The organism is Flavobacterium adiutor (genome assembly GCF_048282555.1).
Lineage (GTDB): Bacteria > Bacteroidota > Bacteroidia > Flavobacteriales > Flavobacteriaceae > Flavobacterium.
On sequence record NZ_CP182487.1, the window covers coordinates 4,275,919 to 4,294,838 of the forward strand.

Below are 18,920 nucleotides of genomic sequence, written 5' to 3' on the forward strand. Positions count from 1 at the left end.
AGGATTTGTCTCTCTTCTCTTTTATTTACATTACAAAATAATGGTAAATACATTCCAAACCATAAATTATAAGACCGATAAATCCGCCTACCAGGGTTCCGTTGATTCGAATGTACTGAAGGTCTTTTCCGATTTCAAGTTCTAATTTCTCCGAAACTTCTTTTCCGTCCCAGCTTTTTACTGTAGAGGAAATTAAATCCCCTATTACCTTTTTATTATTAAGAAGTACAGAAAGTAAATCGTTTTTAATAAAATTATTGATTTTGTCCACCATTATTGAATCTTCTTTGAGTCCGTTTCCAAACTTCTGAATCAACCCAGTAATATTTTTTCGGATTGAAGAATCCTCTCCTCTCTCCAGATCGCTTGTAATTGACATTTTTATTTCATCCCAGATGCCATTGATGTAATCCTGTACTTCTTTCTTTCCGGCAAAACCAACAATCAGATTGTTAATTTTGATTCGCATTTCTTCCGAGTTTTTGACTTTATGAAGGAAATGAGAAATGTATTCATCTATTTTAATTCTAACTGCGCTCTCCGAATTTTTGGCTTCATCAAGAAACTCCTGCAAACCATTAAAAATGCCTTCTGTAATACTTTTATCGGCCAGGCCAAAACTCAAAAAAGGCGTAGATTGTTTAACCTTCTTTCTAATTAAGTCTTTATTATCACTTAGTTCACCACTCATCACTTCAAGAAGATTGGTCAATAATTGGTCTTTTACATTGCCCTTTTGCAGCGGTTCCAATGCTAATGCCACCCAGTCCCCAAAATTTATCGCTTCTAATTTTTCTTTAAACTGAACCTGAATGAATCGTTTTATATCTTCATCTTTTATTGTTTTCAAAACACCCGGAATAAGATTTAACGCTATAGCATCTGCAACTTTATTCGCATTTTCTTCCTGCGAAAGCCACTCAGAAGCTTTAGTGGCAAAATTGAATTCATCTAATTTAATTTCTAGTTTTTCCCGATCCAGAAATTCTTCAGAAACGAAATTACCGAGATTTTCACCTATTTCATTCTTTTTGGTTGGAATAATGGCTGTATGCCAGATCGGAATTCCCATCGGATGACGAAATAAAGCCACAACTGCAAACCAGTCGGCAATTCCGCCCACCATGGCTGCTTCACTGAAAGCCTGTAGTATCGGGATTTTAAAATAAATGGCGGTTATAAATAATAGAACAGCTACACCTAAAAGTGCTAAAGCATTTCGCTTCATTTTCCTAAGAGCGCTTACTTTATCGATATCCTTATCTGTGATAGTTTTCATGACGAACAAGGTTTTATAACTAATTTATGCCTTTTTTCTGAAATGTACTTTTAAAAAAATGTTAGAATTCAATAGATGGTTTGATTTTCAAATAAGTAATCAAAAATTTTAGTACCAATTAATTTCAAAATCAACTTAAAAAAAATAAGATTAAAATTGTACTTTTGCGAACTGAAAATCTGAAAAATATGATTATCCAAAAAACTCGTGAGGAAATAGAATTAATGCGCGAAAGTGCCTTGATCGTATCGAAAACATTAGGAATGATTGCTTCTGAAATTAAAGAAGGAGTAACGACATTATATCTTGACAAATTAGCCGAAGAATTCATACGTGATCACGGTGCTGTTCCGAGCTTTTTAGGATTATACGGATTTCCGAATTCACTTTGCATGAGTCCGAATGCTCAGGTGGTACACGGAATACCAAATAATACGCCTTTACAGAATGGTGATGTTATTTCTGTAGATTGCGGCGCTTTCAAAAACGGGTTTCATGGAGATCATGCCTACAGTTTTGAGATTGGTGAGGTTGCTCCTGAAACGAAAAAACTTTTACAGGTAACCAAAGAATCTCTTTACGTTGGAATCAGGGAATTTAAAGCCGGAAACCGTGTTGAAGATGTTGGAAATGCCATTCAAAAATATACGGAGTCTCACGGATACGGAGTTGTACGTGAATTGGTTGGACACGGATTAGGTCAAAAAATGCACGAAGCTCCGGAAATGCCTAATTATGGTAAAAAAGGAAGAGGAAAACTTTTCCTTGAAGGAATGGTGGTTGCCATTGAACCCATGATCAATATGGGAACCAAAAACATCAAACAGCTCAAAGATGGCTGGACAATCCTGACTGCTGACGGAAAACCAAGTGCGCATTTCGAACACGACGTTGCTTTAATTGACGGAAAACCAGAAATTTTATCTACTTTCTATTATATCTATAAAGCGTTAGGAATCGAAAGCAATGAAGAAGATGAATTTAGAAAAGTGCCTTTAGTATTGTAGTTATTACGCCGGGATTTGCAAAGACCATTTACTAATATATAATACTAATATTTTAGTAGAGAATAATATTTTTTAATTTATTAAATTTAAAAATAACTACTTTTATAAAAAATAGTATCTAATGAAAATTAAACTCCAAAATATTGGAATTATAGAAGAAGCTGACATTAATATTGAGGGAATTACTCTAATTGCTGGTCAAAATGATTCTGGAAAAAGTACTGTTGGAAAAGTTTTGTATGCATTAATTAGGGGAGTAAATGGCGATGAAATTTCTCACAATGCAAATAAAATTCGATTTGTTTACGAAAAGACAAGGGATATTCGAAATCTTTTATCAAGAACTACAGCAACTAATGAAAGCGACCAAAATATTCAAAATAAATTTATTTCAGAATTTCTAGAAAAATTAGAAATAAGACCTTCTTCATTACATTCAAAAAAAGATACTGACATTATTAATTCTATAAATAATGAATTAGAATCTGTACTTATCCTTTACGATAATTATTCCAATCCACAGATTAAAGAAAAACTTTCTGAATTTATAGTTGATTTTGGTCGTAGAACTTCAATTTCTTTTGATTCTACAGAAGCATTGTACTACAGATTAGAATCTTTTTTCAAAAATGAATTTGGAAATCAAATATCAAATTCATTTAACAAAAGTGAATCTTTTATTAAAATTGGAGGAATTGAAGAAAAAAGTATTTATTTCAAAGACAAAATTGAATTCGTAGGACTTGAAAATAGTTCTTCTTTTTATTATGATGAAGTTATTTTCATTGAATCCCCATTAAGACTAATGCAAACTTACTTTGTTCGTTTTAATGAAATTATAGATAAGAATGATCATTTAAATAAATTAATATTTTTAAGAGAAAATGAATTAAATATTTTCTCTGATGATAGCAAAAAAAATAATAACCTCTTATCTTTAATTTCAAAAGTCATAAATGGAAATTTTAGTATCGATCCTTTAGATGAAATAGTTTTTACAAAAAATGCGACAGAATTCGAATTTGGAAATATTGCTACTGGAATAAAAAGTTTTGGAATATTACAATTACTTTTACAAAAAGGGAAATTAAATTCAAACACTTTATTAATTATTGATGAACCTGAAGTTCATTTACATCCAACCTGGCAAGTTAAATTTGCTGAGATTTTAGTTTTATTATCTAAAGAATTAGCCATTCCGATCTTATTGACTTCACACAGTCCATATTTTATTGAAGCTTTAGATGCTTACACTAAAAAATATCAATATGAAAAGTCAACAAATTTTTACTTTGCTGAGAAAAATGAAGATGGATTATCTTCTAAAATTATTGATGTAACAGAAGATATAACGCCAATTTTAAGCTCAATTTCTGAAGCATTTTATAAAATCCAAGACATAAACGATGAGGTTTAATGATATTCAAGAACATTTTGAGAACAATGTCCCTAAGAAAACATTAAAAGAAATCTCATGGTACGAAATAAAAGAAAAAACCATAATAAACAATATAGAAGAAGAAATTACAATCACTAAATCTCTTATAAACTCAACAAAACTTAGTTTTGATTTTGATGAAATTAATAAAACGATAAAAACGTCAGATACTGTTTATTTTAAAGACGAAAAAGTAATTTTTGTTGAATTTAAAAGTGGTGGTATCAAGAAAATTGATTTTAGACTAAAAGCAACAGAAAGTATAATATCATTTTACAATTATATCTACAACAAGGGTTTTACTGAAAACATGTGTTTCCCTAATAGTATTTTTCAAATATATTTTGTTTACAACACAAATTCTAGTCCAGCAGCTAAATCTACTTTTTCAGCAGTAGAGAGAGAATTAACATCTGAATACAAACACTTATTTTCAAAACTAAAAGTGATTGACAACGATCGATTTCAAAGAATATTTAGAATCTAATGAAAAAACTATTCAAATTAGTACTTAATACAATCCCTCGTCCATTATTAATCCGTTTGAGTTATGTGGTGCGCCCAATTTTAGCTTTATCATTAAGAGGAAGCAAATTTACCGATCCTATTGACGGGAAAAGCTTTAAGTCGTTTTTGCCTTACGGATACGGAAAACAACGTAACAATGTACTTTCTCCAAGCACACTTTCCTTAGAGAGACACCGTTTACTTTGGCTGTATTTAAACGATCAGACCGATTTTTTTACAGCACCGAAAAAAGTATTGCATTTTGCTCCGGAACAGGCATTTTACAAAAGATTCCGCAAGCAGAAAAATCTGGATTACACCACAACCGACCTGCTTTCGCCTTTGGCAGATGTAAAAGCAGACATTTGTAATTTGCCTTTCAAAGACAATGAGTATGACGTTATTTTGTGTAATCACGTTTTAGAACATATTCCGGACGATACCAAAGCGATGCAGGAATTATTCCGTGTTTTAAAACCGGGCGGAATGGCTGTTTTGCAAATTCCACAGGATTTATCCCGCGATGTTACGTTTGCAGATGATTCTATCACCGATCAAAAAGAACGGGCAAAAATATTTGGACAATACGATCATGTTCGTGTATATGGTCGCGATTATTTTGATAAATTGAGAAGCATTGGTTTTATTGTTATCGAAGAAGATTACACCAATAAAATTGCTCCAGAATTAGTTGAAAAATATTGTCTGGCAAAAGGTGAAATTATTCCGCTTTGCTTTAAACAGGAAAACTAATTTTTTTCACCATATAAATGATATAAGCTCGTTTAAAAAAAGCGTTTTCAAAATAGCAATAATTTGAAAACGCTTTTTTATCCTAATTCACCAATTACAAGCCTAAACCAAATCTGTAAACCTTGGAACCTACTAAATCATTTCAGTTTTGTTTTGACATCAGTTTTGAAAAAAATCTGAATGCTTATATTCCAACGTCCTATATTGTCGGGAACACAAGCGATATTAAATACTTAGACAAAAAGGCAACTAAAGATATCATTGAAAGTTTTGGAATTGATTTTGAAAATTTAGATTCAAATACAAAAAAAATCCTGACAGCCTGTGAATCTTTAAAACCTGAATTCATTTTCAAAAAGTTCAGTACCAAAATCAAATCAGCTAAAACCATTGCTGATTTGCAAAAAGATTCTAAAATTGATTTTGCCATTCGCCAGTATTTAAATTTCAATTTAAGTTCCTTTTACGATTTGATTGTGAAGGAACAATTTCCACTATCTTTGAATTTGGGGCCTGAAAAAGACTTTTATCGTTCAAGAGTTGCTATCGAACCTCTTTATTTTGAACCTCAGATTCAATTTGATAAACATTCCGAAGGCATTACCTATACCCTTTCTTTAAAAGAAAACAAAACTACTTTTTCACCTATGAATAGTAGTATCGATATCCTTTTAGATGAGCCTGGCTGGTTAATTATTGATAAGAAATTAGGACAATTAAAAGAATTAAATGCAAAAAAACTGACTCCGTTTTTAAAGAAAAAATCTATTGAAATTCCATCTAAATTGGTGGATGATTATTTTAAAGGTTTTATACCCCAAATAGCCAAAAAAATTGATATTGAAGCAACTGGTTTTGAAATGGAGGTTCGCGACCAGATCATTTCGAGTACGATCCAGCCTGTTTATGATTTCTTTAAAAACTGTTATTACCTCAATCTGTATTTTGATTACAATGGCTATGTTTTTGATGCAGGCAAAACTAAAAAAATACACTCTTTTGTTGATTTCAGTATTGCCAATGAACCCAAAATAATTCAGTTTAAAAGGAGTGCCGTCGAAATTTTATACACAAAAAAATTACTTGAAATTGGTTTAGTAAAAGTCAAAAACGAATTGTTTGGGCTGGATACAGAAGCGAATGATCCTTATATCAATATTCAATTAATAATTGACAATAAAGAAAAGCTGGAAAGCTTAGGCTTTACAATCCAAAACCTCAAACTGGAAAGCAAAGAAATCATTACAGAAAGCAATACAATTTCGGTTAAAAAAGAAACGAAAGCCGATTGGTTTGATATTAAAATCATGATTACAATTGGCAATTATAAGATTAATTTCAATGAAATAATTCCGAATATCAAAAGCAAGGAAAGGCTTTTTCAATTGCCTGACGGCAATTATTTTTTGATTCCGCTGGAATGGTTCAGCAAATATAGTTCTTTAGCAAAACTGGCTAAAACAGAAAACGGAGCTTTGCTTTTACGTAAGAGTAATTTTACTGCTTTAGACGGAATTTCAGAAATCAACAATGATTTAGACCAGATTCATCAGGCTGAGTTTACGGCTTCAGATTTATTAAAAGCAACTTTAAGGCCCTATCAGATTGATGGTGTAAAATGGCTTTTGGGTCATTATAATTCAAATCTTGGAGCTTGTCTCGCAGATGACATGGGACTTGGAAAAACATTACAGACTTTAGCTGTTTTGGTTTCTGTACAGGAACAACTGGGCTTTTCAACCAAAACTACCAATTTTGATTTGTTTGCGAATGAAACTACTGTCGAAAGGACACCACTTAAAGCATTAATAGTACTTCCTTCTTCTTTAGTTTTTAACTGGTTTAATGAGGCTGTAAAGTTTACACCACACTTTTCTAAAATGCAATATATTGGGAATGACCGAAAATCTTTAGTAAGCAGATTAGATTCTACCGATTTGATTTTTACAAGCTATAGCGTTATTCACCGGGATATTTCAATTTTAGAAAAACACAATTTTCATTATCTGATTTTAGACGAAAGTCAATACATCAAAAACAAAAATTCTAAGATTTTTAAAGCCATCAATAAAATCAGTACGAGTCATAAAATAGCACTGAGTGGTACGCCCATCGAAAATTCGCTTGACGATTTATGGTCGCAGATGCAGTTCATAAATCCCGATATTCTGGGAACTTATAATTTTTTCGCAGAAAATTTTAAAGCTCCGATTGAGAAAAAGCAGAACGATGAAGTTTTAACAGAATTAAAAAACCTCATCCAGCCTTACATTTTGCGACGAACCAAAGAACAGGTTTTAAAAGATCTGCCAGAATTAACAGAGCAGGTTTATTATTGTGATATGGATCCCGAACAGGAAAAATTATACGAAAAAGAAAAATCCAAAGCTCGTAATTTCCTGCTTAAAACTGACGGTTCAAGTCCGGATAAAATCAGCATTATTAATACTTTGATGAAGTTGAGACAATTGAGTAACCATCCTAAAATGATTGATGCCGATTCAGAAATTGACTCCGGAAAATTTATTGCTGTAACCAATTATCTGGAAAATCTAGTCAAAGCAAAACAAAAAGCAATTATTTTCAGTTCGTTTGTTACGAACCTTAATTTCTACACCGAGTGGTGCAAACAAAATAAAATAGAATTTTGTGAAATTACGGGAGAAACCCCAGCCGGCAAAAGAGAGCAGCAAGTTAAATTATTCCAGGAAAACGAAAATCGATTATTGTTCTTTATTTCGCTAAAAGCCGGAGGTGTCGGATTGAACATTACCAAAGCTTCTTATGTTTTGTTTTTAGATCCATGGTGGAATCCTTTCGCAGAAAAACAAGGAGTTGCACGAGCACACCGAATTGGTCAGCTAAATAAAGTCAATGTGATTCGTTTTATTTCGAAAAACACAGTCGAAGAAAAAATCATTAAGCTCCAGGAAAATAAAAAACTGTTATCTGATTCGCTTTTAGAAGAAAGCTATATTAATGACGAACTTGAAGGCAACTTAGGCTATATTTTAGGTTCTTAATCATTAATATGATATAACAGTATCTTTTTCATTATATAAAATTGTTATATTTACAATCTTACAATTTATATAAGATGCCCAAATTGTTATATATAAGCTTTGCTTTTCTTTTTATTTTCACTTTAGCGAAAGCTCAGGAAAAGGAAATTGATCCCCCTTACAATATTAAAACTGTTTCTTTTGTACAAAACGGCAGTAATGTGATTCCGATATTCGAATTAGGCTCCACATTTCAATTGCAGTTTGATGATTTATTTGGCAACGAAGCCAATTATTATTTTGAAATTGTACATTGCGATTACAACTGGAAACCTTCTGAGATCCCGAAAACAGATTACATTCTTGGTTTTGATAATCAAAGAATTATGGATTACACGAACTCTTTCAATACCCTTCAGATTTATTCACATTACCGCCTTAATTTTCCTAATCAATTCACTACACAATTGAAAATCTCAGGAAATTATATGCTGAAAATACTCAACGAAGAAAGAGACGTTATTTTCTCCAGAAAATTTATTTTATATGAAAATCTGTGTACTGTATCTGCTCAGGTAAAACGTAGCCGAAACTTAACCAATATCAATCAAAAACAGAATCTTGATTTTTCGATTTCTTCAAATGATATTGTTTTTCAGACACCTTTACAAAACGTAAAAGTACTTTTACTGCAAAACGGAGATTTTAACACCAGTATTAAAAATGTCCGCCCGCAATATACAATTGGCAATCAATTGGTTTATAAATACGACGCCGAAACACAGTTCTGGGGCGGAAATGAATTTTTATATTTTGAAAATAAAGATGTAAGAGTGGCCAATAATAATGTTGCAAAAGTGAGTTCAACCAGCGACATTTACAGTTCTTTTTTATATACAAGCCCCGCAAGAGCCAATCAAATTTATACAGTTTATCAGGATATAAACGGAAATTTTGTCGTCAAAAACATAAATGGTTCTAATCAGGAAATTGAAGCCGATTATGCCTGGGTATATTTTTCGCTGTCAGCTCCAACATTCCGATTAAATAAAGACATTTATATTACAGGTATGTTTAATAATTATAGCTTATCTCCAGAATACAAAATGGATTATAATCCTGACAAAGGGATATATGAAAAAGCAGTAATGATCAAGCAGGGTTTTACCAATTTTCAGTACAGGGTTGCTGACAAAAAAGGCGTAATTGATTTTGAGAATGCTGTTGACGGAAATTTTTACCAGACTGAAAACGAATACACTATTTGGGTTTATTACCGTGAAAGTACGGACCGCTATGAAAGAGTTATCGGCAAGGGAAATGCTAATTCATTGAATATTATTAACTAAACATTCTAAAAAAGGATTTCAATCCAATCATTTTTTTTTGTAAGTTTGCACATATAACACACACATATATACTACGTTAGTTATGGTTTCTCAAATAACAAGAGGCATAAAAATATCTGTTTTGACTAGTTTTGAAGGTACTTACTTCAAGAACTACAAGATCCATTTTGCCTTTAGCTATGTTGTTACCATCGAAAACCACAGTAAAGATTCAGTACAGCTAACATCCCGACACTGGGAAATTTTCGACTCCCTTAACAACCTTGAAGTTGTTGACGGAGAAGGTGTTATAGGAAAAAAACCCGTTTTGAAGCCAGGTGAAAATCATACTTATAGTTCAGGCTGCTTATTATCATCTCCTTATGGCGCGATGAAAGGTCATTTTAATATGATTAATTTTACTACAACCAAAATATTTAAAGTAATAGTTCCTACATTCAGAATGTGTGCTCCTTTCGCTTTGAATTAATTTAGGGCAACTTCTATTACTTTTTCTTTTGTAATAGCATAAACTTTGTCGTTTTCTGTCGGAATTAAAAAAGAATTTCCTGTAAATTCCCCAAAAGCCGGAAAAATCAATTGATTTGGTTTCAGAAAAAAACAAGGTAAATTTAAAGATTGTCGCCCTAATCCTCTTAGTTGTATCGCAGGATGAATGTGTCCGCAAAAATTTAAAAGCCCTTCTTTTTCAGTTGGATGATGTGTCAGTAAAAAATCATCAATAATTAATTCATTATAAATTTCAATATTAACTTCTTCATAATTCCTTTTTGAAATGATATCATGATTGCCTTCCACTAAAATTACTTTCTGCGAATGTTCTTTTATCCATTCTGTAAAAAGCTCCCATTCGTTATTGATTTTACTGTGAAATAAATCTCCTAAAAAAACAATAGTTACAGAGTCAAATAGCTCTAAAACTGTTTTTAAACGATTAAAGTTTTCAAAAATCGCATCTTTCGGAATTCCGATTCCGTGTTTCCTAAAATGAGTCACTTTTCCCAAATGAACATCAGAAATCAGAAGCATCTTTTTTTCTTCCCAAAAAACAGCACCCGACTGATGCAAAATAAAATTCAGGTTGTTTATTATAATATTCATTGTTTTTCTCCGATAGAAATAAAAAGAAAATAATAAAACCCCCAATTCATGAGAATCGGAGGCTATTTAATGTAAAAATACTAATTACAATTAGCAATTCTTGGATTATTAATTGATCCGCATTGAAAAGAATATTTACTTTGAGGATATAATGGTGAAGGACTATCTGTTACTATTAATGGTGATAAGGCTTGTCCATTAAACTCCGGCATTGTTATTTGTTCTTTTGAGCCATTTCCAAGTGCAATATTTTTAGCTACAGCGTTTCCGTTAAAACTATAGTCTATCATTGCGTCAAGTAATCTGTAAATTCCATAATAGTCATAAGCATCGTATGAAGTTTGAGTATTCGGAAGATTGTGCTCAGCTGTATAGGTAAAAGTTGGCAAAACCGATTTCTTAATTAAAATGAAATCCTTTTCAGAATTTGAAATATTGATATTTTTAAACATATCAATTGCTAACCTGTGATCGTTGACAATATCATCATCATAAACCTCACTAATTAATTTAGTATTTGCAGGAAAATTTTGGAGTTCATCTTGCGAAATTTGATAGGAATACCATTGAGCCATTGTAAAAATAAAACGACCGTTTTGTCCCCAGCCTTCATCTATAAATCCTTTATAAGCCAAAGCAAATGAAGCTCCCCCTCCAAAAGAATGGCCCATGAAGCCAACTTTTTTTGTGTCAATTATATTTGGATAATCTGTAACAGCCTTTTTAAAACTTTGCCATAATGTATTGTATCTTTCATCAACAGTAACACCAGAGGTTGGGTAAGGGGCAAAAACAACGACATATCCCTTTTTTGCTATAAATTCGTACAAACCTATATTGTAGGCGCTCTCTTCTCCTCCAAACGGATGTGAGTAAAATATAGTTGGTTTTGCAGAAGTTATTCCCTTTGGATAAAATATTTCAACATTTTTTCCATTATACAAAGGGCTTGGAAAAGTAATTTTCGCAACACTATAATTTCCATCCGAACCATATCCTGTTTTTGGTCTTGAGATTGGCCCTGCCAAATCATCATTAACATAACCAGAATCCTGACCTGATTCATCTGAATCATCATTTTTTGAGCAGGAACTAATTAAAAAAAGAGACATAAGAATAAATAGTAAATGTGGTTTCATATTTATATTTTAAGATTATTAAGGTTAGACTGAGAATATATGAAACAGTTTAATTGATTTTGCTTTTTTATCAACATTTCTTCAGTCAAAAACAACATATTCCATTTAAACTTTACAATTATCAAATTTTACCTGCAAAAATATCGTCAGTATACTTTCAACAGGATGATATAAATAATAACCTTTGATATTTTCTCAAAATTATTTCATGTAACTGGCTGTCATTTTTTTGATTCTTTCTTCTAATGTTTCGCTTGATAATTTTTCCCTCAATCGGTCTGTAATGATTGGAAAACTAAATGGTGTTGGCTTTTTGCATTGTTTCCAGACAATGGTTTGCTTATTCACTCTTTCCAAAGCCTGAATTAAACGTCCTTCTTCCAACTGATGTTCAAAAGTCTCAGTATAAGCCTGCTGAAGTAATAAATTATCGGGTTCATAATCCCTGAACACTTCAAAAAGTAATTGTGATCCACTTTGCAAATGTTTTGTTTTAACAGGTCTTCCGGGCATTCCGGTAAAAACAAGTCCTGCAATTACGGCAATATCCCTGAATTTTCTGCGAGCCATTTCTGTTAAATTAAGGCTCTTCTGCAAATCATGGTGAACATATTCGGTTGAAAAAAAATTATTATCAAAAACCGACTGTATATCAATTTCCTGATCGGAGAGTAATTCAAACCCATAATCATTATAAGCCAAAGAAAAAGTAATTGGAGACAATAAACTAATGCGATAGGATAAAATACTGGCTAAAGCTTCATGCACAAAACGACCTTCGAAAAGATAAAAAACAGCATGATACCCTTCTCTGGTTTTAAAGGTTTCAATTAAGAATTCATCATCACCTGGCACAATACTTTCCTTTCGCTGTCTTGCAAAGATAGGCTGCAGAGCTTTTAATTCAGGGGTCAGATTCTCGCTATTGGCAGCGTATAATTCTTCCCGAAGCAATTCGCTCATCTGGACAGATAATGCCATACGCCCTCCCATCCAGCTTACAATTCGTGACTCTTTTTTGGGATCAGCCTTTCGAACCAAAACCTGCATATTTTTTACACGAAATAATTCCAAACGTTTTCCCGCAAAGGTAAAAACATCTCCCGGCTGTAGTTTTGAGGCAAACCATTCTTCAATACTCCCAATATAACCGCCACTTAAAAACTTGACATTTAATGACGCATCTCCAACAATAGTTCCTATCTGGATTCTGTGGTGCATGGCAATCAGTCGGCTGTTGATTTTATAACGGCCGTCTTCTTCAATTTCTACTTTTTTGAATTCATCATAGGCTTGTAAACTCTGGCTTCCGTTTGTAATGAAATTCAAAATCCAGGTCCAGTTTTCTTTCGTTATATTTTGATAACAGAAGGTTTTCCGGACTTCTTCCAAAATTTGGTCGGGAAAAAATCCATCTGAAACGGCCAACGTATTCAGGTATTGCACCAAAACATCCCAACTATTCAAGTAGGGAATTCGGTCTTCGACAATAGTTTTGTCAACCGCTTTTTTAAGAGCTGAAGCTTCAATCAGTTCGATGGCGTGTGTAGCAAGGAAGTAGATGACACTTTCTTTTCCGGGTTGGTGACCACTTCGTCCTGCTCGTTGTAAAAATCGAGCAACACCTTTTGGACCTCCCACCTGAATAATGGTTTCAACCGGAGCAAAATCGACTCCTAAATCGAGACTTGACGTACAAACTACTACTTTTAATTCTTCATTTCTGATTGCATTTTCAACCCATAACCGTGTTTCCCTGCTGATGCTTCCGTGATGCATTGCCATATCTCCGGCGAATTCAGGGTATTTTTCGAGTATGGCCTGAAACCACATTTCGCAGGCGGAACGAACGTTTGTGAAAATTAAAGTGGTTTTGCTTTTCCGGACTATTTTCGCTACCTCATCGATTAAATGTAATCCCATGTGACCACGCCATGGATAACTGTCCATTTTATCGGGCAATATCGAGAGTACTTTTATTTTTTTATTGATGTGTGCTTTAATCAAAACCGAATTTTGATAAGCTTCTGAATTTACACCTAACAATACCTGTTGTGCCAGTTCCAGATTTCCTATTGTCGCCGATATTCCCCAAATACGCATTTTAGGAGCAACCGTTTTTAATCGGGACAAAGCCAGTTCCATTTGAACGCCTCGTTTTGTTCCTAATAATTCGTGCCATTCATCCACTACAATTGCTGAACAATTAGCGAAAGTTTTTGAAAACTCTTTTGAAGCCAATAGTAATTGCAGACTTTCAGGAGTTGTAACCAGCAAATCAGGCATTTTTTTACTTTGCTTATTTCTCTCACTTTGCGTTGTATCCCCTGAACGGATTCCAACTGTTATTGGTAAATCTAAATCTTCAACAATTCTATCCGCAGACTGCTTAATTTCAACAGAAAGCGCCCGCAAAGGGGTAATCCAAATGGCCTTTAATCCGGGCTTATGTTTCGTTTTATAATCCGGATTTTTCTTCATGTAATCGAGAACTATTGGAAACCATAAGGCATAGGTTTTTCCGCTTCCGGTTGGAGCGTTCAATAATCCGTTTTTGCCTTGCAGAAAAGCAGTCCAGGTCTGGGTCTGAAAAGGAAAAGCTTTCCAGCTCTGAGCGTGAAACCAGTTGTCTGCAATTGCGTATAGTTCGTCTCTATTCATTTATAATCGTTTTGACTTAATTCTAACACATAGAAACATAGCTTTTGAAACGTATAAAGGTGTTTCACTTGCATCAAAAAACATTAGCTATGTATGAAACTGGTTTCTTTTATATTCTTTGTTTTATACACATTTCAAGCTATGTTTCTACGTATTGAAACTTATGAAATCATACTTTTAAGATCTTCAATTGAATTGGCATCTTCTATTTTCTTATCCTGTCTCCATCTCAAAATTCTTGGAAACCTTGTTGCTACTCCGCTTTTGTGTCTTTTGGATAATGCGATTCCTTCAAAGCCAATTTCGAAAACCAATTGCGGCGTCACACTTCGTACGGGACCAAAACGCTCCAAAGTGTTTTTCTTTATAAAATCATCCACCTTTCTAAACTCGGCATCGGTTAAGCCGGAATAGGCTTTAGCAAAGGTTACTAATTCTTTTTCGCCATTATCGTTAGTTTGCCAAAGCGCAAACGTATAATCTGTAAATAAATTAGACCTTCTTCCGTGGCCTCTCATCGCATAGGTTAAAACAGCATCGATTACCAAAGGTTCTATTTTCCATTTCCACCAATCGCCTTTTTTTCTTCCAACCTGATACGGTGAGTCATTTCGTTTTATCATTAAACCTTCGCTTTTCATTTCGCGGGCACGCATTCTTTCTGTTGTTACCTCTTCCCAGGAATGGAACAATACTCTTTCTGACAATTGAAAATGAGGCGTTTTATCTTTAATAGAATTGTATAATTGCTCTAATAATAATCTTCGTTCTGAATAAGGTAAATTTCGAATATCCTGACCTTCCCATTCTAAAATATCATACGCTTTTAAAATTACAGGCACTTTTTCAAGCAAGCTTGCTGATATAGTTTTCCTTCCGATTCGCGTTTGCAGATCATTAAAGGTTCCAATTTCACCATTTGTAAAAACCAGAATTTCTGCATCAATGACTGTCCCATCTGGAATAAAACCAAGAAATGACTGTAACTCCGGATATTTATTGGTAACCAGCTCCTCGCCTCTTGACCAGATATAAAGCTCATTGTCCCTAATAATTGTTTGTGAGCGGATTCCGTCCCATTTGTGTTCAATTGACCAGTCTTCAGGATTTCCAAGACTATCGACTTCTCCTTCAATTGGATAAGCCAGATAAAAAGGATAGGGTTTTGATAAATAATCTGAGCTTTTTTCATCTAAAATCAATTCCTGAAACGTAATGGTATTCGGATCCCAATTTCCCATCAGTTTATAAGCCAGAGCATCTTCATCAACATCTTCTGCTTTCGACAACGCTCTAGTCATTAATTTCTGGCTGACGCCGATTCGCAAACTTCCGGTAATTAATTTGGTAAAAACAAAGCGTTCATAATAATTCAGCGCGAGCCAGTTCTCTTGTAAATATTCTTTTTTTTCCGAATCTGATTTGTTTTTTAAGGCAATAATCTCCTGAAGATATTCGGTTAAACTTTTGTCGGAATGTCCTTTGGTTGTCGGAATAATCAAAGCGATGGTTTCGGCCAAATCACCCACAATATGATAACTTTCCTCAAAAAGCCATAGCGGAATATTCGCTAGTTCATTTGCCCAAATCCTTAATAAAGTAGTATTGACAGGTCTTGGCGGACGACGATGTGACAAAATCGCAATTGTCCATACCTTATCTTCCGGCGACGCATTTTTAAAATAGGTCGTCATTGCATCAACTTTTATGTTCGTTTTATTCGAACTGTCGAGCGTTTTTATAAGTTGGGCGAAATTTTTCATCTACAATTCCTTATTTTCAGAAATCCCCGAAGTTTCATTTTGTTCAAAAACCACTTCCTTTTCATCCTTTTCCATTTCTGCGGATTCACCTTCGTATTGTGTTTTTTCGGTTCTGGCATCGTAACCCAATTCCCTTAAATATTTAGAGAAAATATCGGTGTAACCATGTGTACAGATTATTTTTTCTGCTCCGGTGGCTTTGATGCTATCCAAAAGCGAATACCAATCGCAATGATCACTTAGAACAAAACCTTTGTCAATCGCACGTCGTCGTCTTGCTCCGCGAAAAGCCATCCAGCCACTTGCTGCCCCTGTTACAAAAGGAGTCATTTTTCTAATCCAGATACTTCCATGAGCACTTGGCGGGGCAAGGATAATATTACCCAAAAGGTCTTCTTTTTTAGTTTCTCTTGTTATTAATTCGGTAGGCGGAAAATCAGCCATAGTACGCAGCACATTGGTCATATTTTCAATAGCTCCGTGTGTGTATATTTTTCCAATATCGGTATCTAAATATTTTAGAATCCTTTGTGCTTTCCCTAAAGAATATCCAAAAAGGATGGATGTTTTTCCTTCGGCCTTATTTTCTGACCACCAATTGTTGATATCGGTAATTACTTCTGCCTGTGGTGTCCAGTTGAATGCTGGTAATCCAAAAGTACATTCGGTGATAAAAGTGTGGCATTTTACCACTTCATACGGAACTGAAATTCCGTCGTCTTCGGTTTTATAATCACCTGTAAAAACCCAGACTTCGCCTTTGTGTTCTACCCGAATTTGGGAACTTCCAATAATATGTCCGGCAGGATGCAAGGAGAATTTCACATTGTTGATTACGAAAGTTTCTCCCCACTCTTTTCCGGTAACCTTTATTTCACCCAAACGATGACGAATGATGGGCACATTAGTATGATGTGTAATATAATTTTGATGTCCCCACCGGGCGTGATCTGCGTGACCGTGTGTGATAATAGCATTCTTTACCGGACGCCATGGATCAAGATAGACATCTGCCTGTTGGCAGTAAATTCCTTTATCGTTAAAAGCCAGAAGTGGAATTTTCATAGTCCTGTAAATTGAAGTCACTCAAATTTAAACTTTTATACAAACATTCGTTTTATAGCTTGACGTAATTAGTTTATTAAATTACAACATTTTAATATTGTATTGTGATATAATCAAAATAACCTTTGTACTTTTGCCTAAAATTAAACAATTCGTAATTTTAAAATATCTTATCCCATGTTAAAAGGATTTTTTAATGTCCCTAAAGCGGTAAACGAGCCGGTAAAAGGATACGCACCAAACTCACCGGAAAGAGCCGCTGTACAGGCAGCATATGCTACCATGTGGAATTCTCAAATTGACGTTCCATTATATATTGGAAGCGAAGAAATCAGAACCGGAAACACTAGAAATATTACTGCTCCTCATGATCACCAACACGTGGTTGGAAAATATCATCTGGCTGAAAAACAACATATAGAAAAAGCAATCGCCAATGCACTTGAATCAAGAAGCGCCTGGGCGAATATGGCATGGGAACAACGTGCAGCTATTTTCTTAAAAGCAGCTGAATTAATTGCAGGTCCATACAGAGCACGTATCAACGCTGCCACTATGATTGGGCAGTCTAAAAATATCCATCAGGCAGAAATTGATGCTTCTTGTGAATTGATTGACTTTTTACGTTACAACGTAGAATTCATGACTCAGATTTACACAGATCAGCCAAAATCAGACTCAACAACCTGGAACCGTTTAGAGTACAGACCTCTTGAAGGTTTTGTTTATGCTATCACTCCATTTAACTTTACAGCAATTGCTGCCAATCTTCCTGCAAGTGCTGCGATGATGGGTAACGTTGTGGTTTGGAAACCAAGCGACAGTCAGGTGTTTTCAACCAAAATCATTTTGGATGTTTTCAAAGAAGCGGGAGTTCCGGACGGCGTTATCAACGTTGTTTTTGGTGATGCTTTAATGATTACGGATACTGTTCTGGCAAGCCTTGATTTTGCAGGGATTCACTTCACAGGATCTACTCATGTATTTAAAGATATCTGGTCTAAAATTGGAGCAAACATCCATAATTATAAAACCTACCCAAGAATCGTTGGTGAAACGGGAGGTAAAGATTTTATTATTGCACACCCAAGCGCTAACGTAAAACAAGTTGTTACAGGAATTACTCGTGGTGCTTTTGAATTCCAGGGGCAAAAATGTTCTGCTGCTTCAAGAGTTTATATTCCGCAAAGTTTATGGCCAGCTGTAAAAGAACAATTAATCACCGATGTGAAATCAATGAAAATGGGGTCTCCTGAAGATTTCGGAAACTTTATTACTGCGGTTATTCATGAGGGTTCTTTTGATAAATTAGCGAGTTACATCGATCAGGCCAAAAAAGATGCTGATGCTGAAATTATCATCGGAGGAAATTATGATAAATCTGTTGGTTACTTTGTAGAGCCAACGGTTATTGTAACTACAAATCCAAAATACACTACGATGGAAACCGAATTATTCGGACCGGTTGTGACATTATATATTTATGAAGATGCCAAATGGGAAGAAACTTTAGAATTGGTTGATACAACTTCTGAGTACGCTTTAACCGGAGCTGTCTTCAGTCAGGATCGTTATGCTATTGAAACAGCTACTGCAAAATTGCAAAATTCTGCCGGTAACTTCTACATCAACGACAAACCAACGGGAGCTGTTGTTGGAATGCAGCCTTTTGGTGGTGCAAGAGCTTCAGGAACGAACGACAAAGCAGGTTCTGCATTGAACCTATTACGTTGGGTTTCTCCGAGAACTATCAAAGAAACTTTTGTAACTCCTGAAGATTACAGATATCCGTTTTTAGGAGAATAGTCTTAAAGTCGAAGTTTAAAAGTCTCAAAAGACTTTTAAATATAAAAAAG

The 18,920-nt window shown here is 34.3% G+C and carries 14 protein-coding genes; 8 read left to right on the plus strand and 6 right to left on the minus strand.

What is annotated here, in order from left to right:
- Positions 1–25: 25 nt before the first annotated feature.
- Entirely contained in the window at positions 26–1,279 is a 1,254-nt protein-coding gene (locus tag ACNC7R_RS18085) for a DUF445 domain-containing protein (RefSeq protein ID WP_417942419.1), read from the minus strand.
- 188 nt (positions 1,280–1,467) lie between these two features.
- On the opposite strand from ACNC7R_RS18085, the gene map reads away from it, so the two are divergent.
- The 7 genes from map to apaG all read left to right on the plus strand — a co-directional run bounded on the left by map (position 1,468) and on the right by apaG (position 9,804).
- Entirely contained in the window at positions 1,468–2,286 is an 819-nt protein-coding gene (map, locus tag ACNC7R_RS18090; protein ID WP_417942420.1) for a type I methionyl aminopeptidase, read from the plus strand.
- Positions 2,287–2,407: 121 nt separating this feature from the next.
- Complete coding sequence (locus ACNC7R_RS18095) at positions 2,408–3,703, plus strand: AAA family ATPase (protein ID WP_417942421.1); 1,296 nt, start codon at positions 2,408–2,410, stop codon at positions 3,701–3,703.
- Complete coding sequence (locus tag ACNC7R_RS18100) at positions 3,693–4,211, plus strand: hypothetical protein (protein WP_417942422.1); 519 nt, start codon at positions 3,693–3,695, stop codon at positions 4,209–4,211. The genes ACNC7R_RS18095 and ACNC7R_RS18100 overlap by 11 nt, the downstream gene beginning before the upstream one ends.
- Entirely contained in the window at positions 4,211–4,984 is a 774-nt protein-coding gene (locus tag ACNC7R_RS18105; protein ID WP_417942423.1) for a class I SAM-dependent methyltransferase, read from the plus strand. The genes ACNC7R_RS18100 and ACNC7R_RS18105 overlap by 1 nt, the downstream gene beginning before the upstream one ends.
- Positions 4,985–5,106: 122 nt before the next feature.
- Positions 5,107–8,007 (plus strand): DEAD/DEAH box helicase, encoded by a 2,901-nt coding sequence (locus ACNC7R_RS18110; RefSeq protein ID WP_417942424.1) that lies wholly within the window; start codon positions 5,107–5,109, stop codon positions 8,005–8,007.
- 74 nt (positions 8,008–8,081) lie between these two features.
- Entirely contained in the window at positions 8,082–9,335 is a 1,254-nt protein-coding gene (locus ACNC7R_RS18115) for a DUF5103 domain-containing protein (protein ID WP_417942425.1), read from the plus strand.
- Positions 9,336–9,417: 82 nt separating this feature from the next.
- Positions 9,418–9,804 (plus strand): Co2+/Mg2+ efflux protein ApaG, encoded by a 387-nt coding sequence (gene apaG, locus ACNC7R_RS18120; protein WP_294922684.1) that lies wholly within the window; start codon positions 9,418–9,420, stop codon positions 9,802–9,804.
- Here apaG and pdeM read toward each other — a convergent pair.
- From pdeM to ACNC7R_RS18145, 5 genes are all read right to left on the minus strand, one after another.
- Entirely contained in the window at positions 9,801–10,436 is a 636-nt protein-coding gene (pdeM, locus tag ACNC7R_RS18125; protein ID WP_417942426.1) for a ligase-associated DNA damage response endonuclease PdeM, read from the minus strand. The two genes, apaG and pdeM, sit on opposite strands and share 4 nt — an antisense overlap.
- A gap of 80 nt (positions 10,437–10,516) precedes the next feature.
- On the minus strand, positions 10,517–11,575 hold the full coding sequence (locus tag ACNC7R_RS18130; protein WP_417942428.1) for an alpha/beta hydrolase: 1,059 nt from the start codon (positions 11,573–11,575) through the stop codon (positions 10,517–10,519).
- A 201-nt stretch (positions 11,576–11,776) separates the two neighbouring features.
- Entirely contained in the window at positions 11,777–14,236 is a 2,460-nt protein-coding gene (locus ACNC7R_RS18135; protein ID WP_417942429.1) for a ligase-associated DNA damage response DEXH box helicase, read from the minus strand.
- Between the two features lie 161 nt (positions 14,237–14,397).
- On the minus strand, positions 14,398–15,999 hold the full coding sequence (locus ACNC7R_RS18140) for an ATP-dependent DNA ligase (protein WP_417942430.1): 1,602 nt from the start codon (positions 15,997–15,999) through the stop codon (positions 14,398–14,400).
- The gene (locus ACNC7R_RS18145) at positions 16,000–17,064 is read right to left on the minus strand and encodes a ligase-associated DNA damage response exonuclease (RefSeq protein ID WP_417942431.1); all 1,065 of its coding nucleotides are present in this window, start codon (positions 17,062–17,064) and stop codon (positions 16,000–16,002) included. It abuts the gene before it with no gap.
- Between the two features lie 177 nt (positions 17,065–17,241).
- Here ACNC7R_RS18145 and pruA point away from each other — a divergent pair, with 177 nt between their 5' ends.
- Positions 17,242–18,870 (plus strand): L-glutamate gamma-semialdehyde dehydrogenase, encoded by a 1,629-nt coding sequence (gene pruA / locus ACNC7R_RS18150; RefSeq protein ID WP_417942433.1) that lies wholly within the window; start codon positions 17,242–17,244, stop codon positions 18,868–18,870.
- Positions 18,871–18,920 lie beyond the last annotated feature (50 nt).

Bases quoted from the DNA above. Each gene is read 5' to 3' on its own strand.
- ACNC7R_RS18085 (WP_417942419.1), bottom strand. From the start codon at position 1,279: ATGAAAACTATCACAGATAAGGATATCGATAAAGTAAGCGCTCTTAGG.
- map (WP_417942420.1), top strand. From the start codon at position 1,468: ATGATTATCCAAAAAACTCGTGAGGAAATAGAATTAATGCGCGAAAGT.
- ACNC7R_RS18095 (WP_417942421.1), top strand. From the start codon at position 2,408: ATGAAAATTAAACTCCAAAATATTGGAATTATAGAAGAAGCTGACATT.
- ACNC7R_RS18100 (WP_417942422.1), top strand. From the start codon at position 3,693: ATGAGGTTTAATGATATTCAAGAACATTTTGAGAACAATGTCCCTAAG.
- ACNC7R_RS18105 (WP_417942423.1), top strand. From the start codon at position 4,211: ATGAAAAAACTATTCAAATTAGTACTTAATACAATCCCTCGTCCATTA.
- ACNC7R_RS18115 (WP_417942425.1), top strand. From the start codon at position 8,082: ATGCCCAAATTGTTATATATAAGCTTTGCTTTTCTTTTTATTTTCACT.
- apaG (WP_294922684.1), top strand. From the start codon at position 9,418: ATGGTTTCTCAAATAACAAGAGGCATAAAAATATCTGTTTTGACTAGT.
- pdeM (WP_417942426.1), bottom strand. From the start codon at position 10,436: ATGAATATTATAATAAACAACCTGAATTTTATTTTGCATCAGTCGGGT.
- ACNC7R_RS18130 (WP_417942428.1), bottom strand. From the start codon at position 11,575: ATGAAACCACATTTACTATTTATTCTTATGTCTCTTTTTTTAATTAGT.
- ACNC7R_RS18135 (WP_417942429.1), bottom strand. From the start codon at position 14,236: ATGAATAGAGACGAACTATACGCAATTGCAGACAACTGGTTTCACGCT.
- ACNC7R_RS18140 (WP_417942430.1), bottom strand. From the start codon at position 15,999: ATGAAAAATTTCGCCCAACTTATAAAAACGCTCGACAGTTCGAATAAA.
- ACNC7R_RS18145 (WP_417942431.1), bottom strand. From the start codon at position 17,064: ATGAAAATTCCACTTCTGGCTTTTAACGATAAAGGAATTTACTGCCAA.
- pruA (WP_417942433.1), top strand. From the start codon at position 17,242: ATGTTAAAAGGATTTTTTAATGTCCCTAAAGCGGTAAACGAGCCGGTA.